Below are 24,036 nucleotides of genomic sequence, written 5' to 3'. Positions count from 1 at the left end.
CGATGTCCACTCCCCCCGAAACGGCCGAAGGCCAGAGCCCTTCGACCGACCCCGACCAGCGCAGGCGCGAACAACGCGGCTGGTACCTCTACGACTGGGCGAACTCGGTGTTCATCACCTCGGTGGTCACCGTCCTCATCGGCCCCTACCTGAGCGGTCTGGCCTGTGCCTCGGTCGGAGCCGCCGACACCGAGGCCTGCCGTGACGCCTCCCTGGCCATCACACCGCTGGGCGTCGACTTCCTGGCGCTGCACCCCAACGCGCTCTACCCGGCCCTGACCACGGTCGCGATCCTGCTGCAGATCCTGCTGCTGCCGCTGGTCGGCGCGCTGGCCGACCGCACCAAGCGCAAGAAGACCTGGCTGTTCCTGCTCGCCACGGGCGGCTCGGTGTGCACCAGCGCCCTGTACTTCACCACCGAGGGCTATCTGCTCGCCTCGGTGCTGTTCCTGGCGGCCAACCTGCTGTTCGGGTTGTCGATCGTCGTCTACAACGCCTTTCTTCCGGAGATCGCCACACCCGACGAACGGGACCGGGTCTCGGCCGCCGGGTGGGGGATCGGCTACCTGGGCGGGGCCCTCCTCCTCGCCTTCCACCTGGTCCTGGTACTCACCGCCGACGACGCCGCCTGGGCCGCCCGGGTGGCCTTCGCCTCGGTCGGTATCTGGTGGGCCGGGTTCACGGTCATCTCGATCAGGCCGCTGCGCAACCGCTACGGCGCGCTCGCCGCGCGCAGCCACGGACGGCCCAGGGTCGGCGAGTCCCTGCGCGACTTCGGGCACACCCTGCGCGACATGCGCAGGTACCCCGACACCATGTTGTTCCTGCTGGCCTTCATCTTCTTCAACGACGGTGTGCAGGCGACCATCCGCTACGCGGCCCCCTTCGCCACCCAGGACCTGAACCTGGGCCAGGACTCCCTGATCATGACCATCCTCATCATCCAGTTCGTGGCCTTCGCGGGGGCGTTCGCCACCGGAGCGATCGCCGCCCGCCTGGGACCGAAGCGGACCGTGCTCGGCAGCCTGGTGGTCTGGTGCCTGCTGGTGGGGGTGGGCTACTTCCTGCCCGCGGGCAACGTCGCCCTGTTCGTCGCGATGGGTGTCGGCATCGGCCTCGTACTGGGCTGCACCCAGTCCTTGGCCCGGTCGATGTTCTCCCAGCTCATCCCACGCGGCCGGGAGGCGGAGTACTTCAGCCTCTTCCAGATCTCCGACAAGGGCTCCACTTTCCTGGGCTCCCTGGTGGTGACCGTCGCGGTGAGCCTCACCGGCGGCTACCGGGTGGCGATCCTCTCCCTGATCGCGTTCTTCGTGCTCGGCGGGGTCCTGCTGTGGCGGGTCCGCATGCGCGAGGGCATCCTCGCCGTGGGCAACGAGGTGCCCGCCAAGCTCTGACCCGCGCTCCGGACCGGGCTTCCGGCAGGCCCAGCTCCCGACCCGCACGTGCGGAAACGTCGTCGGCCCCCGCGATACTGGGGGCCGACGACGTTCGCTTTTCTGCACGGGAGGTGTGGTGCGGGTTCTGCACGGGGCGTGGGCCAGGGACACGCTGGTGCTCTGGGGCGAGGGGGACCCGGCGACGGCGCCGACCGCCGCGGAGCCGGGCGCGCACCCCTTCGCTGCGGGCACGGCGGAGCTGCGGGACCTGGTGGCCAAGACCGGGGTCGACCCCGACGGGCCCCGTTCCGCCGAACTGGTCCTCCACCTGCCCGGAACCGACGAGGCGCCCGCACCCTCCGACACGACCGACACGGCGCCCGCCGAATTCCGCCCCTGGCGGGTCCCGGCCCTGGAGCTGTCCGCGGCCCGGGCCGACACCCTGCTGGCCGCGCTCGACGAACTGCCCTGCCCGCTCGGCCCCGCCCTGACCCACCTGCGCGCGGTCCACACCTTCGCCGAACGGCTGGTCCTGGCGGGCTGTGTCCTACCCGACCTGGTCGGCACCCCGCCCCGCGCCCGTTGGCGACCGGCCCCGCTGGACACCGCCGAGGCCCACCTGGCCGCGCTCACCGAGGCCCTGCCCACCGCGGCCACCGCACACCTGGACCCGCGCGAACGGGACGAGGCCGCCCGTGCCTGCGTGCTGGCACCCCTGGAACTACTCGCCGACGCCGCGGCCCGCCGTCTGGCCCCACCCAGGAGCGCACCGGAGCCCGGCCCCACCGCCGCACCCGCGGCGCTTCTGGCCGCCGCACTCACCGGGGAGCACACCCGGATCGGCGAGGACGCCGCCCGGGTGCTGCGCGGCCCCCTGCGCGAGTGGCGGGATCGGGTACGCGGCGGCGGCCGGGCCCAACTGCTGTTCGTGCTGCGCGAGCCCGAACCCGAGAGCGCCCGGGGCGGTCCCCGGCCCTGGACCCTGGAGTTCTGGGTGCGCTCCACCACCGACCCCGGCCTGCGCCTGCCCCTGGAGCAGGTGTGGCTGGGCGAGGGCGCGGCCTGGCTGCCCGAGGACGTGGCCGCCACCGCCCTGGCCGATCTGCGGCGCGCCGCCCGCCACCTGCCCGCGCTCCACCGGGCCCTGCGCGAGCTGGCCCCGGAACGGCTCCACCTGGACACCGTGGGCGCGCAGGCGTTCGTCGGCGACGCCGCGGCCCGTCTGTCCTCGGCGGGGTTCGGCGTGGTGCTGCCCGAGTGGAGCGGACGCGACGCACTCGGGCTGCGGATGACCGTGAGCGAGGGGCCCAGGCGGCGCGGCCGCGGCGGGGTGGGCCCCGACGACCTGGTCGACGTCTCCTTCGAGGCGCTGCTGCGCGGTCCGGGGACCGAGAACCCCCTGTCCGAGGAGGAGCTGGAGGAGCTCGCCGAGCTGGCCCGGCTCAAACGCTCCCTGGTCCGGGTCCGCGGCCGGTGGATGGAGATCGACCCCGAACGGGTCGGAGCCGCCCTGGACCTGATGCGCCGGAGCGGGCGCGGGCGGATGCGCCGCGAGGAGGCGCTGCGAGCGGCGATAGGTGTGCAGGAGCCCCCGCTGCCGGTGGCGGACGTGGTGGCCGACGGCCCGCTGGGCGCCCTGCTGGGCGGCGGGGCCAAGGCCGGCCCCCGGCCGATGGGGACCCCGCCCGGCTTCGAGGGCACGCTCCGGCCCTACCAGGATCGGGGAGCGGCCTGGCTGCGGTTCCTGGGTGAGCTGGGCCTGGGAGCGGTGCTCGCCGACGACATGGGGCTGGGCAAGACCGTGCAGCTGCTGGCATTGCTCACCGACGAGCGCGCCGGGGGCCCCGCGCCCGGACCCACCCTGCTGGTGTGCCCGGTGTCCCTGTTGGGCAACTGGCGCCGTGAGGCCGGGAAGTTCGCCCCGGGGCTGCGGGTGCATGTCCAGCACGGCCCGGACCGGCCGACCGGCAACGCGTTGGCCCGGCTCGTGGGCGCCTGCGACCTGGTGGTCACCACCTACGGGGTGGTGGCGCGCGACTCCGAGGAACTGTCCGGGATGCCCTGGCACCGGGTGGTCTGCGACGAGGCCCAGGCGCTGAAGAACCACACCACCCGCCAGGCTCGGGCGGTGCGTTCGCTGCCCGCCGCGACCCGGATCGCGCTCACCGGCACCCCGGTGGAGAACAACCTGGGCGAGCTGTGGTCGGTGATGGAGTTCGCCAACCCGGGGCTGCTGGGTTCGGCCGCCGACTTCCAGCGCGCGGTCGCCGACCGGGCCGAGGCGGAGGAGGGCGTGGGGGACGGCACCGACCTGGTGCGCCGCCTGACCGGGCCGTTCGTGCTGCGCAGGCTCAAGACCGACCGGTCGATCATCGCGGACCTGCCGGAGAAGCACCAGATGCGCACCTGGTGCACGCTCACCCCCGAGCAGGCCTCGCTGTACCGGGCGGTGGTGGACGACATGGCCGAGCGGATGGTCGAGGCCGACGAGCGGGAACGCAAGGGGCTGGTGCTGTCCGCCATGTCCCGACTCAAACAGATCTGTAACCACCCGGCGCAGTTCCTCGGGGACGGTTCGGCGCTGGCGGGACGCTCCGGCAAACTCGACCGGTTGGAGGCGATCCTGGGCGAGGCGGTGGCCGAGGGGGACAAGGCGCTGTGCTTCACGCAGTACGCGCGTTGGGGCGAGCGCCTGGCGCCCTACCTGCGATCCAGGCTCGGGGTTCCGGTGCTGTGGCTGCACGGCGGCACCTCCCGGGCCGACCGCGAGCGGATGACCGAGCACTTCCAGACGGCGGCGGGGCCGGTGGTGTTCCTGCTGTCGCTGAAGGCGGCGGGGACCGGGTTGAACCTGACCGCCGCCAACCATGTGGTGCACGTGGACCGGTGGTGGAACCCTGCGGTGGAGAACCAGGCCACCGACCGGGCCTTCCGGATCGGGCAGCGCAGGGACGTTCAGGTGCGCAAGATGGTCTGTGTGGGCACCGTGGAGGAACGGGTGGACGAGATGATCGAGCGCAAGAGCGCACTGGCCGACGGCGCGGTGGCCACCGGCGAGCAGTGGCTGGGCGGGCTCTCGGTGGAGGACCTGCGCGAGGTGGTGCGGCTGGCGCCCGAGGCGGTGGCCGGATGAGCTGGTCGGAGCTGGTGGAGGCGGCCCTGGGCGGTTCCGGGGGCGGCACGGTGGAACGGATCTCGGTCCGGCCCGGCGAGGTCCTGGGCCGGGTCCGGGGGAACGAGGTGAGCCTGATCCGCCTCGTGTGGCCCGATCAGGAGTGGGACCGGGCCGGTGCCGCGCTGGCCTCGCAGCCGCTGTTCCGGGCGAGACTGCTCTCCGGTGAGCTTCCGGAGGCCGCGGAGCGGGTGTTCGCCCTGCTCGGTCTGGCCCTGGTGCCGCGGGGGTGGGACGACCTGGTGGCCACGTGCTCCTGCGACCACTGGGCGGGGCGCTGTGCGCACCTGTCGGCGACCGCCGCCGCGCTGGGGGCGGAGGCCGACCGCGATCCCTTCGTCCTGACCCGGTGGGCGGGCCGGGAACGGCGTGCGTTGGTGGAACTGGTCAGGGACATGTCCACCGGAACAAAGGGGTCTTCGGCGCAGGGCACGGATTCGGGCGAGGGTCACCGCTGCGCGCTTTCGGAGGAACACGCCGACGCTGGTGGCGACGTTTTCGCCGCTCGGGCCCAAACGGGTTCCCCCCTTTCCCCGGGGGCCTTCTGGCGGGCCCTGACCCCTCCCCCGGTTCCACCCCTTCCGGAGGGGGTCGGCGATCGCGTCAGAGCCGCTGCCCCAGGGCATATCGCCGACGAGCTGCCCGGTTTCGACCGCTTCCGCCGTCCCTTTTCCACCGACCAAGAGGACCCCTGAAGCATCCGCTCGACTTTCTTGCGGAAAAGCCGGTACGACCCACGAAACACGGTTACGATTCGCCTGAAGATGCCTCGCACAAACTAGTCCTGATTGGTACCTCTCTCCTATGGCCGATCGCTTCCCCCCCCACATCAACATGGACACGCCGAGCATCGCGCGTATGTACGACTATCTGCTGGGCGGGAAAGACAACTTCGAGGCGGACCGGGAAGCCTGCGAGGAGCTCGCCAAGGGCATCCCCGAACTCGTCTCCTTCGCCAACGACAACCGGGCCTTCCTCGGGCGCGCCGTCGAGTACGTGAGCAGGCAGGGGGTGGAACAGTTCCTCGACCTCGGTGCCGGTCTGCCCACCACCGAGAACACCCACCACGTCGCCCAGCGGGCCAACCCGAGGGCGCGCGTGGTCTATGTGGACCACGACCCCATCGTGCTGGCCCACGGCAGGGCACTGGTCACCGACAGCGCCGGCACCGCGTTCCTGATGGCCGACATCCGCGACACCGACCAGATCCTCGGCGCGCCGGAGACCCACCGGCTCATCGACACCGACCAGCCGGTGTGCGTCATGCTCGTCTCACTGCTGCACTGCCTGCCCGACGAGAGCGACCCCTTCGGCATGGTCCGCTCCCTGCTCGACCGGCTCGCCCCCGGCTCCTGCGTGATCTTCTCCCACATCGTCTCCGACGACCCCGAGGCGGCTGCCTGGATGACCGAGAAGATCCTCTCCTTCGGCACCCCCTGGGGCCGCGTGCGCAGTCCCGAGGAGGCCTCCGCCGTGTTCTCCGGCCTCGAACTCGTGAGCCCCTGGATCGACGGCCGCGACCAGGGCCCCCGGGCCGTGGACTGCGCCACCTGGCGCCACCCCGACCGGGAGCCGCTCCAGCGCCCCGACGACCCCGAGATCAAGAGGTGGGAGATGTCCGGGGTCGCCTTCAAACGCTGACCCCGCCGTGCGGCGAGGGGCCCGGCCCGGCCAGGACAGCTATCGCGTGCCCCGGCCGCCACGGGCCCCGGCGCCCGGCCCGGGAGAGAGCCTGCCCCGCTCCGGCGGGGCCGGCGGGTCATGCCCCCGCGTCCTCGTCGAAGACCTCCTGGGCGATGGCGAAGGCCTTGTTGGCGGCCGGGACTCCGCAGTAGACGGCGGCCTGGAGGAAAACCTCCCCGATCTCGTCCGGGGTCAGGCCGTTGCGCAGGGCCGCCCGCACGTGCATGGCCAACTCGCCCCAGTGGCCCTCGGCGGCCAGGGCGGTCAACACCATGCAGCTACGGGTCCGCCGGTCCAGGCCCGGGCGGGTCCAGATCTCACCCCAGGCGTACCGGGTGATCAGGTCCTGGAAGGGTTCGGTGAAGGCGCTCTTGCGCTCCTCGGCCCGGTCCACGTGCGCGTCGCCGAGCACGCTCCGTCGCACCCGCATCCCGGCGCCGTACCGGTCCGCGGCGGTCAGGTGCTGGGTGATGAGCGTGTTCACCTGGGCCGCGTGCGACCAGGACAGCAGGTGGGCCGCGTCCGGGAGCACCACGAGCCGCGCTCCGGGGACCCGTTCCGCGATCAGCGCGCCGTTGTCCTCGGGCGGGGTGGCGGGGTCGTCGGCCCCGGCAATGACCAGGGTGGGTGCGGTGATCCGGTGCAGGTCCGCCCGTACGTCGTGGTTCTCGATGGCGCCGCAGCAGCCCGCGTACCCCTCGTCGGGGGTGTCCACGATCTGGTCGCGCAGGAGGGTGACGTCGTGGGGGTGCTCCTTGGCGTAGCCGGGGGTGAACCAGCGCTGCACGACGTTGTCGGCCAGGGCGGCGGTGCCCTCGGCCCGGGCCAGGGCGGCCCTGTCCCGCCAGTTCTGCGCGGGGCCCATGTACGGGGAGGTGGCCATCAGGATGAGGCGGTCGATGCGCTCGGGGGCGTTGATGCCCAGCCACTGGCCGAGCATACCGCCGATGGACAGGCCCGCGTAGTGGGCGCGTTCGATCCCCAGCCGGTCGAGGAGGGCGAGGACGTCGCCGCCCAGGTCGGCCATACTGTAGGGACCCTGGGGAGCGGGCGAGCGGCCGTGCCCGCGCAGGTCGACGCGGATCACCCGGAAGACCGTGGAGAGCGCCTCGACCTGCGGTTCCCACATCTGGCCGGTGGTGCCCAGGGATCCGGCGAGCACCAGCGGCGGTGCGTCCGTGGGGCCGCTCACGGTGTGGTGGAGGTCAACGCTCATCGGTTTCCTTCTTCGCTGTCGGTACGGTCCGTCCGGCCGGTCCTACCCGTCACCCGGTCGGTGAACACCGCGGCGGCGCCGAGGTAGGCCGTGGGGTCGAGCAGTGCGCCGACCTGTTCTCGGGTGCGCACCCCCCGAAGGTGTTCGGCCAGGACCTCGACCGGGTCGCGGTCCTCGTCGACGGCGGCCCGGCAGGCGACGGTGACCCTGCGGTGGGCCTCCGTCCGACCGAGTTCGGGGGCCAGGTCGGTGGTGAGGCGTTCGCTCAGGGCCAGCCCGCCGGTGCGGTCCAGGTTGGCGCGCATCCGGCCGGGGTGCACGCGCAGGCGTTCGGTGCTGGTACGCAGCCAGGACACCGCCGAGCCGGTGCGGCGCAGCAGGTCGGTGAGGGGGAGCCATTCGGCGTGCCAGGCCCCGGCGGCGCGCTGGTGCTCCTGGATCTGGGCGGCGAACAGGTTGGCGACCAGGCCGGGTGCCTGGCGGGCGGCGGCCAGAGCGCTGACGGCGGCGACGGGGTTGCGCTTGTGCGGCATGGTGGACGACCCCCCGGTGCCCTCGCCGCCCTCCTCGGTGACCTCGCCGACCTCGGTCTGGGCGAGCAGAACGATGTCCTGGGCGACCGTTCCGACCGCGCCGCACACCTGGCCCAGGGCCGCGGCGGCCTCGGCGACACGGCCGCGTTCGGTGTGCCAGGGCAGCTCGGGTTCGGGCAGGCCGAGGCGGGCGGCGAAGGCGGCGGCCGTCTCCGGGCCACGGGGGCCGAGGGAGGCCAGGGTGCCCACGGCCCCGCCGAGCTGGGCGGCCAGGCGGTGGGTGAGGACCTCGTCGAGCCGGTCGGCCGCTGCGGCCAGGCCCGAGGCCCAGCCCGCGGCGACCGCGCCGAAGGTGGTGGGCAGAGCCTGTTGGAGCAGGGTGCGTCCGGGCATGGGTGTACTGCGGTGGCGGTCGGCGAGGATGCGCAGGTCGGCGGTGAGGAGGTCCAGTTCGCCGTGCAGGACCCGGCCCGCGCGGCGCAGGAGGAGCATGGCGGCGGTGTCCATGACGTCCTGGCTGGTGGCGCCGCGGTGGACGTGGCCGGCCGCTCGAGGGTCGGCCCGGTGTACCCGTGCGGTGAGCTGTCCGACCAGGGGGATGACAGGGTTGCCGCCGCCCGCGGCCGCCCCACCCAGGGCGGCCGCGTCGTACGCGTCGGCTGTGCAGGCGGCGGCGATGGTCTCGGCCTGTTCCGCCGTGAGGGCGTCCGGGTCCGTCGGGTCCGCGGTGTCGGCGAGAGCGCGGGCGAGGGCGGCCTCGGTGTCGAGCAGGGCCTGGAGCCAGGCGGTGTCGTCGGTGAGCGGGCCGAGGGGGCCGTGGTTGAGGACACCGTCGAACAGGCCGGTCATGGGTGGGTCCTTGTCTGGCTCGGGGTGGAGCGGTCAGATGTCGAAGAAGACGGTCTCGCCCGCGCCCTGGAGACGGATGTCGAGACGGTAACCGTCCTCCTCCCGCCGGGCGACGAGGGTGGCGCGTGCCGCGGGGTCCCCGATGGAGTTCAGTACCGGGTCGGCGGTGTTGGCGGCCTCCTCCTCGGGAAAGTACAGGCGGGTGACGACCCGGTTCAGCATGCCGCGCGCGAAGACGGAGATGTCGACGTGCGGCGCCTGGTCCCCGCCGGGCCCGGGGACGGGCCCGGGTTTGAGGGTGAGGATGCCGTAGGAGCCCGAGGCGTCGGTGGGGCAGCGCCCGAAGCCGCGGAAACCCGGCAGGTTCCGGGGGCCCCGGGGGTCGTCGGAGTGGTCGAAGCGGCCTTCGGGGTCGGCCTGCCAGGTCTCGACGAGGGCGTCGGTGACGGGCGCGCCCGCGCCGTCGTAGACGGTGCCGCGCAGCCAGAGGGCGCCGGGGGTGCCCTCGGCGACCGCGAAGGGGCCGTCCGGCCAGGGCAGGCCGATGTGCAGGTAGGGGCCGACCGTCTGGGACGGGGTGGTGGGGTGGGTGCTCACTCGTCGTCCTCCAGGACCTCTTCCTCGGACTCGAACGGGGTCTGTTCGCGTCCGCGCAGCACGATGTCCCAGCGGTAGGCCAGGGCCCACTCGGGTTCGGTGGCGTCGTAGTCGAAGCGGGCGAGCATGCGCTCGCGGGCCCTCTCGTCGGGGACCGACTGCCACATGGGGTCCTGGAAGAAGAGGGGGTCGTCGGGGAAGTACATCTGGGTGACCAGGCGCTGGGTGAAGGCCTGCCCGAACAGGGAGAAGTGGATGTGGGCGGGGCGCCAGGCGTTCCGGTGGTTCTTCCAGGGGTAGGCCCCGGGCCGGACGGTGACGAACCGGTAGCGGCCCTCGGCGTCGGTGAGGACCCGGCCGACCCCGGTGAAGTGGGGGTCGAGCGGGGCGGGCCAGGTGTCGCCGGTGTGGCGGTAGCGCCCGGCGGCGTTGGCCTGCCAGATCTCCACGAGGGTGTGCGGGACGGCTCGGCCGTCGCTGTCGCGGACCTGCCCGTGCACGATGATGCGCTGGCCCTGCGGTTCGCCCTCGTGCTGTCGGGTGAGGTCGTGGTCGTACGCGCCGAGGCGGTCCTCGCCCAGGACGGGCGCGGTGATCTCGGTGAGCGTGTGCGGCAGGAGGGTGAGCGGGCGCTCGGGGTGGCGCAGGGCGGTGCTCCCGTACCCGGGGTAGTCCAGGGGCGGGTGGGTGTCGTGGTCCCGGACGTAGCCGGGGACGTGCAGCCCGGGGGCGCGGGTGCCGGTGCGGGACGCGGACCCGTGAGCCGGGCCGGTCCCGTCGGGGCGGTACGCCCCGTCGGATGTGGTGGACATGTGGCTGTTCCTTTCGGGGCGGGCCCCGGGGTCGGTGGGGCCCGCCGGGGACGTCAGGCGTGCAGCACGACGGCCAGGCCCTGGCCGACTCCGATGCACAGCGCGGCCAGGCCCCAGCCGCCGCCACGCCTGCGCAGTTCGTGGGCGAGCGAGCCGAGGACGCGCGCTCCGGAGGCGCCGAGCGGGTGACCGATGGCGATGGCTCCGCCGTTGCGGTTGACGATGTCGGGGTCCAGCCCCTTCCAGCTGCGGACACAGGCCAGGGACTGGGCCGCGAAGGCCTCGTTGAGTTCGACCGCGGCCAGATCGTCCCAGCCGATCCCGGCGCGTTCGAGGGCGATCTCGGCGGCGCGGACCGGGCCGATGCCGAACACGTCGGGGTCGACCCCCGCGGCCCCCCGGCTGACCAGGCGGGCGAGGGGTTCGCGGCCGGTGGTGGCGGCGGCCCCGGCGTCGCCGAGCAGGAGGGCCGCGGCGCCGTCGTTGAGGGGGGAGGCGTTGCCCGCGGTGATGGTGCCCTCCTCGCGGAAGGCGGGTTTGAGACCGGCGAGCTTGTCTGCGGAGGTCTCGCGGATGCTCTCGTCGCGGTCCAGGCGGGCGCCCTCGACCTGGACGATCTCGTCGTCGAAGACCCCGTCGGCCCAGGCACGGGCGGCCTTGGTGTGGCTGGCCAGGGCGAAGGCGTCCTGGTCCGCACGGCTGACGCCGTACTGACCCGCCAGGCCCTCGGTGCTCTCCCCCAGGGAGACGGTCCACCTGCGCGGCATGCGCGGGTTGACCATGCGCCAGCCGAGGGTGGTGGAGTACAGGGCGGTGTCGGCGGCGGGGAAGCCCTTGGCCGGTTTGGGCAGCACCCAGGGGGCGCGGCTCATGGACTCGACTCCCCCGGCCAGGACCAGGGAGGCGTCGCCGGTCTGGATGGCCCGGCTCGCCTGGACGGCCGCCTCCATCCCGGAGCCGCAGAGGCGGTTGACAGTGGCTCCGGGAACGGAGGTGGGCAGCCCGGCCAGGAGTGTGGCCATGCGGGCGACGTTGCGGTTCTCCTCGCCCGCTCCGTTGGCGTTGCCGAACAGGACCTCGTCGACGGCGGCCGGGTCGAGGTCGGGGCTCCGGTCGACCAGGGCTCTGATCACGTGCGCGGCGAGGTCGTCGGGGCGGGTTCCGGAGAGTGCGCCGCCGTACTTGCCGAAGGGGGTGCGGACGGCGTCGAGGACGTAGACGTCGGTCACCGTGTGCCTCCTGGGTTGAGGGGGTGTGTCCGTCGGTGGGTTCGGTCCGGTGGACCGGAACCCGTTACCTAACAGTGTTAGGTAGCGTACCCGTCCGAGTTCGGACGACCCAGGCCGGGCTCAGTCGGCCCCGGTCAGGGAACGGACCACCGAGAGTTCGGTTTCGGTGGGGGCCGGGGTCCGGGCGAGGTCCTCGGAGATCCGCAGGTCCCAGCCGGTCGCCTCGCGCACCGCCGCCGCCTCCACGCCCGGGTGCACGCCCACGAGGGTGAGTTCGCGGGTGAGCGGGTCGGGTTCGAGCACCCCGAGGTCGGTGATGACCCGGACGGGACCGGCACCGGTCAGCCCGAGCCGTTCTCGGTCACCGGGGCCCGTGCCGTGGCCCACCGAGGTCACGAAGTCCACCCTCTCCACGAACGCGCGCCGGCTGTGCCGCATGATCACGATGACCTCGCGGCAGGAGGCGGCGATCTCGGGGGCGCCGCCGGCACCGGGAAGGCGCACCGCGGGGTCGTCATAGGCCCCGATGACGGTGGTGTTGATGTTGGCGTACCGGTCGATCTGGGCGGCGCCGAGGAATCCGGCGTCGATGCGCCCGGCCTGGAGCCAGTAGTTGAAGACCTCGGGCACCGAGACCACGGTGTCGGCGGTGTCGGCGAGGATCCCGTCCCCGATGGACAGCGGCAGATGGTCGGGGGACGCGCCCAGAGTGCCGGACTCGTAGATCATCCACAGGTCGGGGGCGTGGGTGCGGCTGGCCACGTTGGCGGCGGTGCTGGGGAGCCCGATGCCGACGAAACAGGCCATCCCGTCGCGCAGCGAGCGCGCCGCGGTGACGGTCATCATCTCGTCTGCGGTCCATGTCACGGTGGTCACGCGCCCCTCCCTGCGGGCTCGGGGTCGTCCGCGGCCCGGTCGGCCGCGGCGGGTCCGGCCGTCACCCGGGCGGCAGCGGCCGGACCGGTGGCCGAGGTGAGTTCGGTGAGCCAGGCGGTGAAGGCCTCGCGGTCGCGACCGATCGCGTCCCAGGCCCGGTAGGCGGCGTTGTCGCGCTCGTAGTAGCCGTGCGCGTAGGAGGGGGCGGCACCACCGGGGAAGACGCTGACCGCGTCGACGACCCGGCTCGGCAGGATCACCTGCCCGGGGACGGGTTCGAGCTCGTGCACGACCTCCTCCACGGTGACCAGGACCCGGTCGGCGGCCAGGGCGGCCTCCTTCTGGATGCCGGTGATGCCCCACAGCTGCACGTTGCCCGCGGCGTCCGCGCGCTGGGCGTGGATCACGGTGACGTCGGGGTTGAGGGCGGGGACGGCGGCCAACTCCTGTCCGGTGAAGGGGCAGGTGATGGTCCTGATGTTGGGGGTGTTCCCGGCCAGGTCGGTACCGCTGTAGCCGCGCAGGACGGCGAAGGGCAGGCCGGAGGCGCCCGCGACGTACCGATTGGCCATCCCGGCGTGGCTGTGCTCCTCGATATCCAGCGGGACCGGCCAGGAGCGGGTGACGGCGTCCCGGAAGCGGTGCAGCGACCCCACCCCGGGGTTGCCACCCCAGGAGAAGACGAGTTTGCGCGCGCACCCGGCACCGATGAGTTGGTCGTAGACGATGTCGGGCGTCATCCGAACCAGCGTGAGGTCGCGCAGGCCCTGGCGGATGACCTCGTGCCCGGCGGCCACGGGAATGAGGTGGGTGAACCCCTCCAGCGCGACGGTGTCGCCGTCGTGGATGAGCTGCCGGACCGCCTCGTCCAGGGGCACGGCCATGGCGACCCTCCTGTTCGTATAGCGCATAGTTGTTCACATCGCGAACTTAGTGGGTACGACCGTAGCGCCGATCACAGTGAGGGTCAAGGCGTGCCCCACCTGTTCGGTATGAGAACATCGCGATGACCGCGGTCCGCCGCACCGTGGCCGTACCCCCCGACCCCGATCCCGGAAGGCCTCATGACGACCGAAGAAGCCCCCGACCGCGGAGCCCACTTCGTGCAGTCCCTGGAACGGGGGCTCATGGTCGTCCGCGCCTTCTCGGCCGAACGCCCGGCCATGACCCTCAGCGAGGTCGCACGCGCCACCGACCTCACCCGGGCCGCCGCCCGGCGCTTCCTGCTGACCCTGGTGGACCTGGGGTACGTGCGCACCGACGGCCGGATGTTCTCCCTCACCCCGCGGGTACTGGAGCTCGGCTACGCCTACGTGGCCTCCGCGGGACTCCCCGATGTGGCCCAACCGCATCTGGAGGACCTGTCCGCCCGCGTGCACGAGTCGGCTTCGGTGTCGGTGCTGGAGGGCGACGACATCCTCTACGTCGCCCGCGTGGCCACCTCGCGGATCATGGCCGTGTCCATCTCCGTGGGCACCCGCTTCCCCGCCTCCACCACCTCCATGGGCCGGGTCCTGCTGGCCGGGTACGACGACGCCGGACTGAACGCCTACCTGGACCGGGTCGAACTGCGGCCGTTGACCCGGTTCACCGTCACCGACACCGCCGAACTGCGCGCGGAGATCCTGCGCGTACGCGCACAGGGATACGCGATCGTCGACCAGGAACTGGAGGAGGGCCTGCGCTCGCTGGCCGCCCCGATCCGCGACGACTCCGGCCGGGTGATCGCCGCCGCCAACGTGTCCGCGCACGCCAACCGCTCATCGATCGAGGACGTGCGTCGCGACCTGCTTCCCGCCCTGCTGGAGACCACCGCCCGGATCGAGGCCGACCTCGCCTCGGTCGCCCGGCGCGACACCGCCGGCTGACCCCCGAGGCCGGACGAGCGGTGTGCGCGCCCGGGTGGGAGCGCGACCCCGGCCTACCGGGCGCACCCCTCCGTGTCCTCGATGGCGCGGGCCCGGTGCCGGCGGACGGCGTCCCGGTTGCCGCAGGCGGGTGAGCAGTACCGCTGGCGGCCGTTGCGGGAGAAGTCCGCGTAGACGTGCGCGCACCCCCGTGCGGCGCACCGGCCCAGGCGGCTCATGCCCCGGCCGGTCAGGTGCAGGGCGGTACCGACGGCGATCAGCGAGGCGATCTGCCGGTGGGCGGGCAGGTCGTCCGGACGGTAGTGCAGGTGCCAGCCGGTACCCGCGTGGTCGGTCAGCCGCGGCGGGCCGGAGAACTCCACGAGCAGGGTGTTGAGCCGTCCGGCACGGGTGGGCTCGTCCGGACTGTCGACGACGGTGGCCCACCCGGCCAGGAAGTCGCGGACCGCGATGAGGTCGCCCTCCGCCACCGGCCTCTCCAGGAGGAACCCCGCCTCGGCGCAACGCCGTTCCAGGTCGGCGGTGTCGGCGAGCGGTTGGTTGACCAGGTCCACCGCGAGCGTCAAGGGCCCCTGGCCGTAAGGGTTGAGATGCATAATGCCATTACACCAGGGTGGGTCCATGACCGGACACGAACACCGTTGGACCACCGACTCCACTCATGCGACCAGCGAGGGCCTCGTCAGCTACCAGCGCTGCCGCTGCGGCGGGCACCGCGTGACGCTCTCGGCGCCGACCGCCCGGGCCCGCCCCAGCCACCCCTGAGCACGCCCCGCCCCCACCTTGCGTCCCTCCCGCGGCGCCTGGGATCCTGCCGGGCCCGGCCGAAAGGGCGACACGGAGCGGAGGACACCGGCCGTGCCCCGGCGAACTGGCACCATGGCACGGACCCGGCCGCCGTGCCGCAGTGGAAGGAAGACCGTGACCGACGCACACGCCGCACCGCACATCGCAGAACAGGCCGGAACCCTCCTCCTCGGAGGCGACCTACCGGTCCATCGCCTGGGTTTCGGGGCGATGCGGATCATCGGTGAGGGGGTGTGGGGTCCGCCCCGCGACCGGGACGAGGCACTGGCCGTGTTGCGGCGGGCCGTAGAACTCGGGATCGACTTCATCGACACCGCCGACTCCTACGGTCCGCAGATCAGCGAACAGCTCATCCGCGAGGCGCTCTACCCCTACCCGGAGGGCCTGGTCATCGGGACCAAGGCCGGGTTCGTCCGGACCGGTCCCTCCCAGTGGCACAAACTGGGCCGTCCCGAGTACCTCAAGCAGCAGGCGGAGCTGAGCCTGCGCAACCTGGGGGTCGAGCGGATCGACCTGATGCAGCTGCACCGCATCGACCCCGAGGTCCCACTGGCCGACCAGCTCGGCGCCCTGGTGGAGCTCCAGCAGGAGGGCAAGGTCCGCCACATCGGCCTGAGCGAGGTGAGCGTGGACGAGCTGTCCGCGGCCCGGGCGGTCACCCCGATCGCCTCGGTGCAGAACCAGTACGCGCCCTCCTTCCGCCAGTCCGAGGACGTCCTGGAGCAGTGCGAGAAGGACGGGACCGCGTTCCTGCCCTGGGCGCCGGTGGGCCGGGGTGAGATGGCCTCGGCGGAGTCTCCGCTGGCCGCGATCGCCGCCGAGCACGGGGTGAGCCCGGTGCAACTCGCCCTGTCCTGGCTGCTGCACCGCTCCCCCGTGATGCTGCCGATCCCGGGCACCTCACGGGTGGCGCACCTGGAGGAGAACACGGAAGCCGCGGCCGTGCGCCTGTCCGCGGCGGAGGTCGACCGGATCAGCCAGCTCCTGTCCTGATTCGCCCGAGCGGCCGGAACGGTCCGGGTCGCACATCGGCGGGCCTCGGCCCGCCGATGTGGCCCCGCACGGGCCCGCACCTGTGCGGCTTTCACGGTACGCGGGCTAGACGGGGCGCAGGCGGAAGACCTGCAGACGCATGTTGTAGTACTTCTCCGTCTCGCCGACCCATTCCATCCCGAGCCTGCGCGCGACGGCGATCGCTCGCTCGTTGTGGGGGCGCGCGACCGCGAACACCTCCTCGATCCCCTGTTTGAAGGCCCAACCAATGATGGCCTGGCTCGCCTCGGTGGCGTATCCCTGACCCCACACGTCCGGGCGCAGCGCCCAGGTCAGCTCGAAGTCCTCCTCGAAGGGCGGGAGCAGCTTCAACGACAGCCCTCCCACCAGCAGCCCGTCCTCCTTGCGAACGATCGCCCAGCGCCCGGCGGGCGGGATCAGGTTCGGTCCCGCCTCGATCCAGGCGTGCAGCACCGAGCGCATCGCGCTGATATCGGTCACCGGTTGCCACTCCGGCGTCAGCCAGTGCGCGACCTCCTCGGCCCCGTAGATCTGAAGGGCCGCCTCGGCATCGCCCAGCTCCCACTCCCTGATCAGGAGTCGTTCGGTTGGCAGCTCAAGGCTCATATCACAACGTTAACCGTTCCGGTGGGGATGGGCCAGGGGTGGCCACACCACCACAAACCGGTCCCACGGCCCGAAGATCGCCCGCAGAGGTCCGGCGGCCGAGGCGCAGCGCACCGCCGCCTGCAAGAAAAGAGCGAAAATACTTTCGCAAGGATGACGTTTTCTTGCCATTATGTGAGGGATCCTTTCACCGGTATGTACGGAGCGTCCCCGCATGCGGTTCAGCCACGACCCCCACCACGACGGGTCACCCGACTACGTGACGATCCACGACGACCGCGCCCGGCTCCGCGTCCGGGTCCCCGGCGGCGCCGACGCGGTGTACGCGTACGTGGTGGAGGACGGCGAGGCACGACTGGTGGAGGGGGCACCGGAGTCGGCCACGGGCGGGGTGAACTGGTTCGCGGTGGAGATCCCCCTGCTGCCCGTGGTGACCCCCTACCGGTTCGCCATCGTGCGCGGGCGCCGGTACACCTGGCTCAACCAGGCGGGCGCACACGACCACGAGGTCACCGACGACGGCGACTTCCGCCTGCTCACCGGGCCCAACCCGCCGTCCTGGGTACCCGGAACCACCGTCTACCAGATCTTCCCGGACCGGTTCGCCCGCGACGACGACTCCGTCGGCCCCCTCGCCGAGTACCCCGGCTGGGCGCACCCGCGCGCCTGGGACACCGAGCCCGCGGGCTCCGGCCCGGCCGCCGCCGGGGAGTACTACGGCGGAACCCTGGAAGGGGTGCGCCGCCACCTGGACCACCTGGCCGACCTCGGTGCCGGGGTGGTGTACCTGACCCCGTTCTTCCCCGCCCGGTCCACACACCGCTACGACGCCTCCAGCTTCACCGAGGTGGACCCGCTGCTGGGCGGAGACGCCGCCCTGCGCGCCCTGACCCGGGAGGCACACGCGCGCGGCATGCGGGTGATGGGCGACCTCACCACGAACCACACCGGCGACGAGCACGAGTGGTTCCGCGCCGCCCTGTCCGACCCGGACTCGGAGGAGGCGGGTTACTACTACTTCACCGACCACCCGGACGGTTACGTGAGCTGGCTGGGGGTGGACTCGCTGCCCAAGCTCGACTACTCCTCGGCCGCGCTGCGCGAGCGCGTGTACGGCGCCGACGACTCGGTGCTGGTGGACCGCCTGGGCGGCGAGGAGGGGCTGGACGGCTGGCGGATCGACGTGGCCAACATGACCGGCCGCCTGGGTGCCCAGGACGTCAACCACGAGGTCTCCGGTGAGATCGCCGCCCGGATGCGTGAGGCCGCGCCCGAGGCGTGGTTGCTGGCCGAGCACTTCTACGACGCGGGCCCCGACACCCGGCACGACGGCTGGCACGGGGTGATGAACTACGCCGGGTTCACCCGGCCGGTGTGGGCCTGGCTGAACACCGGCCCGGAAGGGGTCCGGTACGCGGCCACGCACACCTCGGCGCCGCTGCCGAGCAGCGGTGCCGCGGAGGCGGTCCGGGCGATGCGGGCCACCAACGCGGGGCTGCCCTGGCGGGTGCGCGCGCACAGCGTGAACGCGCTCAGCACCCACGACTCCGCACGGTTCCGGACCGTGGTGGGCGACCCGGTGCTCCAGGCCGTCGGTGTGGCCGCGCAGGCCACGCTGCCGGGGGTGCCGTTCGTCTTCGCCGGGGACGAGATCGGCCTGGAGGGGCGCGACGGGGAGAACTCGCGGCGCACGATGCCCTGGCACCGCCCCCAGGACTGGGACCGGCGGGTCCTGGACTCCCACCGGCGGCTGCTCGCCCTGCACCGGAGCCTGCCCGCGCTGCAGACCGGAGGGCTGCGCTGGCTGGACGCGGGAGAGCACCACATGACGTTCCTGCGCTCGCTGGGCGATCAGATGGTCCTGGTGCACCTGACCGATGGCCCGCACGGTGAGCGGGTGGCCGCACCGGGCGACCTGGACGCCGTCGGGTGGGAGGTCGTGGAGTGCGACGGAGGGGTGCGGGGCCGGTTCGAGGACAAGGTGGAGCTCTCCGCCCGGGGCCCGGGATACCTGGTGGCCGTGGGGGTCCGCCAGGCGGGCTAGGAGGGGTTCCACGAGGGGCGGGGGCGCGGACGTGCGGCGCTCCCGCCCCCGCGGGTGGTCACAGGAGTGCCTCGACGTCCTTGGTGATCCGGGCGACCACCTCGGCCGTGCGGCCGGTGAAGTAGAAGTGGTCGCCGGGCAGGGTGTGGTGCGCGAAGTCGCCCTCGACGTGGTCGGCCCAGCCCGCGAGGCGTTCGGGGGTCATCCCCCGGTCTTCGGCGCCGCCGAAGACCGACAGCGGGACCTCCAGCGGCGCGGCGTCCGGGTCGGGGCTCCAGGTGTCGACCAGTTCCAGGTCGGCGCGCATGAGGGGTGCGACGTAGGACCACAGGTCCGGATCCTCCAACGCGCTCCGCGGGGTCCCGCCCATGCGGACGATGGCCTCACGCAGGCGGTCGTCGGAGGCCAGGTGGCGGGGCTCGGCGCGCTCGGGACCGGGTTTCGGGCTCCAGGCGGAAGCGCCGAGCCACACCGGTGGGGTGCCGGCGCCGATGAGGCGGCGGGTGAGCTCGTAGGCCACCAGCGCGCCCATGCTGTGCCCGAAGAGCCCGAAGGGCCGGTCGAGTTCGGGGCGGATCACCTCGTGCATCCGCTCGGCCAGGGCTCCGGCCTCGCGGACGGGTTCGGCACCGGAGCTGCGGGCCCGCCCGGGGGCGTCCAGGAGGCAGATCTCCCAGTCCGGGGGGAAGTGCCGGACCCAGCCCCGGTACCCCAGGTGGGAGCCGCCCGCGTGGTGCAGGACGAAGAGCCGGAAGCGGCTGTGGGGAACGGATCTGAGCCGGGTCAGGGCGCCCTCGTGCACGGATCTCCTCGCCTTTCTACCAATGGGTAACAACGTGAACCTACCAGCCAGTAATAAACCGGAGGCAACTCGGAGGACCTGCCCGGCTCCCCGCGCGGACACACCCGCACACCCTCCCCGGGGCGGCCCGGACGGAAACGGCCCCGCACGGTGCCAGGATTCCGCGAAGGGCACGAAGCACTCGAAACGCTGCACCGCGAAGGCTGGGACCGTGTTCCCGTGCGACCCCGGGGCCCGGGCAGTTCTGGGAGCACGTCCCCGGAGCCGACCGTACTGGTCTGGTGCGAACGGCACCCCGGTGCGCGGCGGGGAGAGGCTCAGGCACCGCCCCCGGGACCGTCGTCGGCGGAACCGGCCGCACGGCCCAGCCGAGCCGAGAGTTCGGCCGTGTACCGCCTGAGCTCCCCGGGCCCCTCCACGGTGAAGTCCAGGCCGGTCAGGGCCAGCACGAGGGAGATCCACTCATAGGAGTCCACCCGGGCGGTGTAGCGGGAGCTGTCCGGGCCGACCGCCTCCAGGGAGCCGTCCACCCGGGTGATACGGGCGGCGACCTCGGCCGCCGGGGCGTGGAACAGCACCGTGACGGAGTGCCGCTCCTCCCCCGCCCCGAACCCGCGCTCCAGGTGCGTGGCCAGGTCCTCGGCGGGGAGCTCCCTGGGGGTGAACGCGGCCCGGGTCGGGGTGAGGCCGGTGATCCGGTCGAGCCGGAAGGACCGCCAGTCCTCGCGGTCCCGGTCCCAGGCGAACAGGTACCAGCGCCGCCCCACCATGACCAGCCGGTAGGGGTCCGCCCTCCGGTGCCGCTCCAGGCCGTCTCGGCCCCGGTGGGTCAGCCGTACCCAGTGCCCGGCTGCAACCGCCTCTCCCAGGCCGGTGAGCACGTCCGCCGGAGCGCCGGGCCAGACCCGCCGTCCCGGGTCCACCGCCGTGGCCAGGGATCCGGCGCGGCGGGACAGCCGGGAGGGGAGCACCCGTTCGATCTTGCCCAGGGCCCGTTCGGCCCCGTCCTCCACGCCCTGGACCCCGCTGTGCCCGCCCGCGACCATCCGCAGCCCCAGTGCCACGGTGACCACCTCGTCGTCCTCGAACATCAGCGGCGGCACGGCATTGCCCGCCACCAACCGGTAGTGGCCGCCGGGCCCGCGCAGACTCTCCACCGGGTAGCCGAGCTCGCGCAGGCGGTCGATGTCGCGGCGCACCGACCGGGGGCTGGTGCCCAGCGCCTCGGTCAGGTCCGCGCCGGACCGGGCCCGCCCGTTCTGGAGGAGTGAGAGCAGGCGGAGCATCCGCTGACTGGTGTCGGCCATCCCCGGATTCTTCCCGAACTCCGGTTGATTGTGGCCGGATTCTGACCACATTTTTCCTTAGCGTGGCCACCATGACCCTCACGACGCCACAGGACAGCACAGCCACGCCCGGGATCACCGTGGTCGGCGCCCGGGAGAACAACCTGCGCGGGGTGGACCTGACCCTGCCCCGGGAGCGGCTCACCGTGTTCACCGGGGTGTCGGGGTCGGGCAAGTCCTCCCTGGTGTACGGCACCATCGCCGCCGAGTCCCAGCGCCAGCTCAACGAGGCGCACGACAGTTTCACCCGCAACCGGATGGCCCGCCTCGGCGTGCCCGACGCCGACCGGCTGGAGAACCTCACCGTGACCATCGCCGTGGACCAGCGCAGGTTCACCGGCAACGCGCGATCGACAGTGGGCACCGCCACCGACCTCGCCCCGCTGCTGCGGCTGCTGTTCTCCCGGATCGGTGAGCCCTGGGCGGGCTACTCCCCCGCCTTCTCGTTCAACGACCCCTCCGGGATGTGCCCGGAGTGCGAGGGGCTGGGCACCGTGCGGCGCATCGACGCCGACGCGCTGCTGGACCCCGCCCTGTCACTGGACGAGGGTGCGATCAGGTTGCGTACCTTCGCCCCGGGCTCGTGGCGGTGGAAACGTTACGTGCACGCCGGGCTGTTCGACCGCACCCGACCGGTGGGCCGCTTCACCGCGAGGGAGCGCGACCTGCTGCTGTACGCCGAGGGGGTGCGCCCGCCCGACCCGGACCCGGAGTTCCCGGTCACCGGGGTGTTCGAGGGGGCGGTCCCCCGGATCACCCGCAGCCTGCTGGACGCGGCCGCGCTCAACCAGCGCGACCGCGACGAGCTGGAGCGGGTGGTGTGGCGGGGGCCCTGCCCGGAGTGCGGCGGCGCGCGGCTGAACCAGGCGGCGCTGGCCTGCCGGATCGACGGGCGCAACATCGCCGACCTGTGCGCGCTGCCCGTCACCGGGTTGGGCGCCGTGGTCGCGGAGATCGACGACCCGCGGGTCGCGCCGGTGACCAGCTCGCTGCTGGAGCGGATACGCGGCCTGGAGGAGGTGGGGCTGGGCTACCTCAGCCTGGACCGGGCCTCGGGCACGCTGTCCGGCGGTGAGGCGCAGCGGGTGCGGCTGGTACGGCACCTGGGCGGGTCACTGACCGGGCTGACCTACGTGCTGGACGAGCCCAGCGCCGGGCTGCACCCCGCCGACGTGCACCGGCTGACGGGGCTGCTGCGACGTTTGCGTGACAAGGGCAACACGGTGCTGGTGGTCGAACACGACCCGGACGTGATCGCCGTGGCCGACCACGTGGTGGACCTGGGCCCGGGGGCGGGCAGCGAGGGCGGCCGCGTGGTCCACGAGGGTTCGGTCGAGAGCTTGCGGGAGGCCGACACCCCCACCGGCCGGTACCTGCGCCGCCCCCGGACGGTGCGGGACCGTGCGCGTACCCCTCTCGGGAGCGTGCGGATCCGCGACGCCCGACTGCACAACCTGCGCGGGGTGGACGTGTCGTTCCCCACCGGGGTGCTGACGGCGGTCACCGGGGTGGCGGGGTCGGGCAAGAGCTCACTCGCTCACGGGGAGCTGCCCCGGGTCCGGCCGGACGCGGTGGTGCTCACCCAGGGGGCGCTGCACGGCGGCCCCCGATCCACACCGGTGACCTACCTCGGGGTGCAGGACGCCCTGCGCGGACTGTTCGCCCGGGAGCACGGGGTGGCACCCGGGTGGTTCAGCGCCAACTCGAAGGGGGCCTGTCCGACCTGTCGCGGTCGCGGTGTGATCGTCACCGACCTGGCCTTCCTCGACGACGTCGAGACGGTGTGCGAGGACTGCGCGGGGCTGCGCTTCAACGCCAGGGCGCTGTCGTACACGCTGAACGGCCGCAACATCGCGCAGGTGCTGGCGATGACGGCGTCCGAGGCGAGGGAGTCGGCGGACCGGGGCGGCTTCCTGTCGGGGTCCGCTGCCCGAGGACCGGGGGCCGGGAAGGGGTCGACGCCCGGGGAGACGGTGGTCGCCGGGGCCCTGGAGCGGTTGGAGCGGGTCGGCCTGGGCTACCTCGGGTTGGGCAGGTCCCTGGACACGCTGTCGGGCGGCGAACGCCAGCGGCTCCGATTGGCCCGGGAACTGGCCGGGTCCGCGCGGCTGTACGTGCTGGACGAGCCCACGACCGGACTGCACGGCGGCGACGTGGCCGGGCTGATCGCCCTGTTCGACCGGGTGGTGGCCGAGGAGGCGACGGTGGTGGTCGTCGAGCACCGGATGGACGTGGTCGCGGCGGCCGACCACGTGGTGGACCTGGGGCCAGGGGCGGGCAGCGAGGGCGGCCGCGTGGTGTTCGAGGGGACGCCCGCCCGGATGGCGGCCTCGGGTACGGGTGCGACCGCTGACGCCCTGCGCGCCCACCTGGCCGGGTGAGCGGCCGAGTCCGGGAGCACAGGGGAACCAGCGGGATGGCAGGGGGGACCGGCGGAGACGACGGGGCCGCCGGGACGAGGGCCCGGACCGCCCCGGAGACGGGGACCCCGCACCCGTCGGCGAGCCGGCCCCGGTCAGTCGGCCCGTTCGGCGACGAACACGGGGATGACCCGGTCGGTCTTTTCCTGGTAGTCGGCGTAGGGCGGGTAGGCCGCCACCGCGCGGTCCCACCACACCCGCCGCTCCTCGCCCTCGACCTCCCGCACACGGACGGCGAAGGGCTCGGGGCCGTCCTGGAGGGCGACCTCGTCGGGGGCCGCGCGCAGGTTGTGCACCCACGCGGGGTTCTCGGGCGCCCCTCCCTGGGAGCCCACCAGCGCGTACGCGCCGTCGTGCTCGACCCGCATGAGGGCGATCTTGCGGACCTTGCCGCTGTTGCGGCCGCGCATGGTCACGATGACCACGGGCATGCCGGTGTCCATGAGGGTGTTGCCCTCGCGTCCGCCGGTGCGCTCGTACAGTTCCACCTGTTCGCGGACGAACCTGGACGCGCTCGGCTCGTACTCGCCCTGTAGGACGTCACTCACGGACATCGCTCCTCCTGGAGTTCGGTTACGGAAGACATGCCGATCGTGCCACGGCCGGCCGTTGGCGGGGAGCGCGCGACATGCCCGGTTCCGGGCCCCTCGGAAGCTCTCCCGTGACGCTTCTATGTCAAGCGGCAGGCTGGTAGACCTGCCCAGCCTGCCACCTGAGTGCTTGATCTTGCTACCAGGGGCAACTTCGGCGCCGAACTTGCCCCTGGTAGCAAGATCACCGGGA

At 72.9% G+C, this 24,036-nt stretch carries 21 protein-coding genes; 9 read left to right on the top strand and 12 right to left on the bottom strand.

The genetic code is table 11. The features are described 5' to 3' along the window. Positions 1 to 2 precede the first annotated feature (2 nt). The 4 genes from ACUKCB_RS05550 (at position 3) to ACUKCB_RS05535 (ending at position 6,192) form a co-directional block, all read left to right on the top strand. On the top strand, positions 3 to 1,397 hold the full coding sequence (locus ACUKCB_RS05550; protein ID WP_473039383.1) for an MFS transporter: 1,395 nt from the start codon (positions 3 to 5) through the stop codon (positions 1,395 to 1,397). Positions 1,398 to 1,515: 118 nt separating this feature from the next. Continuing rightward, the gene (locus tag ACUKCB_RS05545) at positions 1,516 to 4,512 is read left to right on the top strand and encodes a DEAD/DEAH box helicase (RefSeq protein ID WP_473039382.1); all 2,997 of its coding nucleotides are present in this window, start codon (positions 1,516 to 1,518) and stop codon (positions 4,510 to 4,512) included. Next, positions 4,509 to 5,246 (top strand): SWIM zinc finger family protein, encoded by a 738-nt coding sequence (locus tag ACUKCB_RS05540; protein WP_473039381.1) that lies wholly within the window; start codon positions 4,509 to 4,511, stop codon positions 5,244 to 5,246. The genes ACUKCB_RS05545 and ACUKCB_RS05540 overlap by 4 nt, the downstream gene beginning before the upstream one ends. A gap of 109 nt (positions 5,247 to 5,355) precedes the next feature. Further along, the gene (locus ACUKCB_RS05535; RefSeq protein ID WP_473039380.1) at positions 5,356 to 6,192 is read left to right on the top strand and encodes an SAM-dependent methyltransferase; all 837 of its coding nucleotides are present in this window, start codon (positions 5,356 to 5,358) and stop codon (positions 6,190 to 6,192) included. A gap of 118 nt (positions 6,193 to 6,310) precedes the next feature. On the opposite strand, the gene pcaDC is transcribed toward ACUKCB_RS05535, so the two are convergent. The 7 genes from pcaDC to ACUKCB_RS05500 form a co-directional block, all read right to left on the bottom strand. Beyond that, positions 6,311 to 7,450, bottom strand: a complete 1,140-nt coding sequence (pcaDC, locus tag ACUKCB_RS05530; RefSeq protein ID WP_473039379.1) for a bifunctional 3-oxoadipate enol-lactonase/4-carboxymuconolactone decarboxylase PcaDC — start codon at positions 7,448 to 7,450, stop codon at positions 6,311 to 6,313. Next, a complete protein-coding gene (gene pcaB, locus ACUKCB_RS05525; protein WP_473039378.1) occupies positions 7,447 to 8,832 on the bottom strand; it encodes a 3-carboxy-cis,cis-muconate cycloisomerase in 1,386 nt (461 codons plus the stop codon). The genes pcaDC and pcaB overlap by 4 nt, the downstream gene beginning before the upstream one ends. Positions 8,833 to 8,865: 33 nt before the next feature. Next, positions 8,866 to 9,429 carry a protocatechuate 3,4-dioxygenase subunit alpha gene (gene pcaG / locus ACUKCB_RS05520; RefSeq protein WP_473039377.1) on the bottom strand — a complete coding sequence of 188 codons (564 nt, stop codon included), beginning with the start codon at positions 9,427 to 9,429 and terminating at the stop codon, positions 8,866 to 8,868. Then, a complete protein-coding gene (gene pcaH, locus ACUKCB_RS05515) occupies positions 9,426 to 10,241 on the bottom strand; it encodes a protocatechuate 3,4-dioxygenase subunit beta (protein ID WP_473039376.1) in 816 nt (271 codons plus the stop codon). Before pcaH ends, pcaG begins: the two co-directional genes overlap by 4 nt. A gap of 53 nt (positions 10,242 to 10,294) precedes the next feature. Continuing rightward, positions 10,295 to 11,470 carry a thiolase family protein gene (locus tag ACUKCB_RS05510; protein WP_473039375.1) on the bottom strand — a complete coding sequence of 392 codons (1,176 nt, stop codon included), beginning with the start codon at positions 11,468 to 11,470 and terminating at the stop codon, positions 10,295 to 10,297. Between the two features lie 120 nt (positions 11,471 to 11,590). After that, positions 11,591 to 12,346, bottom strand: coding sequence for a CoA-transferase subunit beta (locus ACUKCB_RS05505; protein WP_473039374.1), 756 nt, complete (start codon positions 12,344 to 12,346; stop codon positions 11,591 to 11,593). Further along, complete coding sequence (locus ACUKCB_RS05500; protein ID WP_473039373.1) at positions 12,343 to 13,230, bottom strand: CoA transferase subunit A; 888 nt, start codon at positions 13,228 to 13,230, stop codon at positions 12,343 to 12,345. The genes ACUKCB_RS05505 and ACUKCB_RS05500 overlap by 4 nt, the downstream gene beginning before the upstream one ends. Before the next feature lie 180 nt (positions 13,231 to 13,410). Here ACUKCB_RS05500 and ACUKCB_RS05495 point away from each other — a divergent pair, with 180 nt between their 5' ends. Beyond that, a complete protein-coding gene (locus ACUKCB_RS05495) occupies positions 13,411 to 14,214 on the top strand; it encodes an IclR family transcriptional regulator domain-containing protein (RefSeq protein WP_473039372.1) in 804 nt (267 codons plus the stop codon). Between the two features lie 53 nt (positions 14,215 to 14,267). Here the strand turns inward: ACUKCB_RS05495 and ACUKCB_RS05490 are convergent, their stop codons facing one another. Continuing rightward, positions 14,268 to 14,810 carry a CGNR zinc finger domain-containing protein gene (locus ACUKCB_RS05490; protein WP_473039371.1) on the bottom strand — a complete coding sequence of 181 codons (543 nt, stop codon included), beginning with the start codon at positions 14,808 to 14,810 and terminating at the stop codon, positions 14,268 to 14,270. A 25-nt stretch (positions 14,811 to 14,835) separates the two neighbouring features. Here ACUKCB_RS05490 and ACUKCB_RS05485 point away from each other — a divergent pair, with 25 nt between their 5' ends. Next, on the top strand, positions 14,836 to 14,979 hold the full coding sequence (locus ACUKCB_RS05485; RefSeq protein ID WP_473039370.1) for a hypothetical protein: 144 nt from the start codon (positions 14,836 to 14,838) through the stop codon (positions 14,977 to 14,979). A 156-nt stretch (positions 14,980 to 15,135) separates the two neighbouring features. Beyond that, positions 15,136 to 16,014 (top strand): aldo/keto reductase, encoded by an 879-nt coding sequence (locus tag ACUKCB_RS05480; protein ID WP_473039369.1) that lies wholly within the window; start codon positions 15,136 to 15,138, stop codon positions 16,012 to 16,014. Between the two features lie 105 nt (positions 16,015 to 16,119). Here ACUKCB_RS05480 and ACUKCB_RS05475 read toward each other — a convergent pair whose 3' ends face one another. After that, complete coding sequence (locus ACUKCB_RS05475; RefSeq protein WP_473039368.1) at positions 16,120 to 16,641, bottom strand: GNAT family N-acetyltransferase; 522 nt, start codon at positions 16,639 to 16,641, stop codon at positions 16,120 to 16,122. Positions 16,642 to 16,855: 214 nt separating this feature from the next. Here ACUKCB_RS05475 and ACUKCB_RS05470 point away from each other — a divergent pair, with 214 nt between their 5' ends. Next, positions 16,856 to 18,685 (top strand): glycoside hydrolase family 13 protein, encoded by a 1,830-nt coding sequence (locus ACUKCB_RS05470; RefSeq protein ID WP_473039367.1) that lies wholly within the window; start codon positions 16,856 to 16,858, stop codon positions 18,683 to 18,685. A 58-nt stretch (positions 18,686 to 18,743) separates the two neighbouring features. Here ACUKCB_RS05470 and ACUKCB_RS05465 read toward each other — a convergent pair whose 3' ends face one another. Both ACUKCB_RS05465 and ACUKCB_RS05460 read right to left on the bottom strand, forming a co-directional pair. Next, complete coding sequence (locus ACUKCB_RS05465) at positions 18,744 to 19,487, bottom strand: thioesterase II family protein (protein WP_473039365.1); 744 nt, start codon at positions 19,485 to 19,487, stop codon at positions 18,744 to 18,746. A gap of 317 nt (positions 19,488 to 19,804) precedes the next feature. Further along, positions 19,805 to 20,794: a helix-turn-helix transcriptional regulator gene (locus tag ACUKCB_RS05460; RefSeq protein ID WP_473039364.1), complete on the bottom strand. Its 990-nt coding sequence runs from the start codon at positions 20,792 to 20,794 to the stop codon at positions 19,805 to 19,807. A gap of 71 nt (positions 20,795 to 20,865) precedes the next feature. Here ACUKCB_RS05460 and ACUKCB_RS05455 point away from each other — a divergent pair, with 71 nt between their 5' ends. Then, positions 20,866 to 23,214 (top strand): ATP-binding cassette domain-containing protein, encoded by a 2,349-nt coding sequence (locus ACUKCB_RS05455; protein ID WP_473039363.1) that lies wholly within the window; start codon positions 20,866 to 20,868, stop codon positions 23,212 to 23,214. Positions 23,215 to 23,348: 134 nt separating this feature from the next. On the opposite strand, the gene ACUKCB_RS05450 is transcribed toward ACUKCB_RS05455, so the two are convergent. After that, positions 23,349 to 23,807 carry a nitroreductase family deazaflavin-dependent oxidoreductase gene (locus ACUKCB_RS05450; RefSeq protein ID WP_473039362.1) on the bottom strand — a complete coding sequence of 153 codons (459 nt, stop codon included), beginning with the start codon at positions 23,805 to 23,807 and terminating at the stop codon, positions 23,349 to 23,351. Positions 23,808 to 24,036 lie beyond the last annotated feature (229 nt).

Source organism: Nocardiopsis moroccensis (assembly GCF_055763695.1).
This window is presented reverse-complemented; position numbering and strand designations above follow the sequence as displayed.

Bases quoted from the DNA above. Each gene is read 5' to 3' on its own strand.
- ACUKCB_RS05540 (WP_473039381.1), top strand. From the start codon at position 4,509: ATGAGCTGGTCGGAGCTGGTGGAGGCGGCCCTGGGCGGTTCCGGGGGC.
- pcaH (WP_473039376.1), bottom strand. From the start codon at position 10,241: ATGTCCACCACATCCGACGGGGCGTACCGCCCCGACGGGACCGGCCCG.
- ACUKCB_RS05490 (WP_473039371.1), bottom strand. From the start codon at position 14,810: ATGCATCTCAACCCTTACGGCCAGGGGCCCTTGACGCTCGCGGTGGAC.
- ACUKCB_RS05475 (WP_473039368.1), bottom strand. From the start codon at position 16,641: ATGAGCCTTGAGCTGCCAACCGAACGACTCCTGATCAGGGAGTGGGAG.
- ACUKCB_RS05535 (WP_473039380.1), top strand. From the start codon at position 5,356: ATGGCCGATCGCTTCCCCCCCCACATCAACATGGACACGCCGAGCATC.
- ACUKCB_RS05460 (WP_473039364.1), bottom strand. From the start codon at position 20,794: ATGGCCGACACCAGTCAGCGGATGCTCCGCCTGCTCTCACTCCTCCAG.
- ACUKCB_RS05495 (WP_473039372.1), top strand. From the start codon at position 13,411: ATGACGACCGAAGAAGCCCCCGACCGCGGAGCCCACTTCGTGCAGTCC.
- ACUKCB_RS05550 (WP_473039383.1), top strand. From the start codon at position 3: ATGTCCACTCCCCCCGAAACGGCCGAAGGCCAGAGCCCTTCGACCGAC.
- pcaB (WP_473039378.1), bottom strand. From the start codon at position 8,832: ATGACCGGCCTGTTCGACGGTGTCCTCAACCACGGCCCCCTCGGCCCG.
- ACUKCB_RS05470 (WP_473039367.1), top strand. From the start codon at position 16,856: ATGCGGTTCAGCCACGACCCCCACCACGACGGGTCACCCGACTACGTG.
- ACUKCB_RS05455 (WP_473039363.1), top strand. From the start codon at position 20,866: ATGACCCTCACGACGCCACAGGACAGCACAGCCACGCCCGGGATCACC.
- ACUKCB_RS05485 (WP_473039370.1), top strand. From the start codon at position 14,836: ATGACCGGACACGAACACCGTTGGACCACCGACTCCACTCATGCGACC.
- ACUKCB_RS05450 (WP_473039362.1), bottom strand. From the start codon at position 23,807: ATGTCCGTGAGTGACGTCCTACAGGGCGAGTACGAGCCGAGCGCGTCC.
- pcaDC (WP_473039379.1), bottom strand. From the start codon at position 7,450: ATGAGCGTTGACCTCCACCACACCGTGAGCGGCCCCACGGACGCACCG.
- ACUKCB_RS05500 (WP_473039373.1), bottom strand. From the start codon at position 13,230: ATGGCCGTGCCCCTGGACGAGGCGGTCCGGCAGCTCATCCACGACGGC.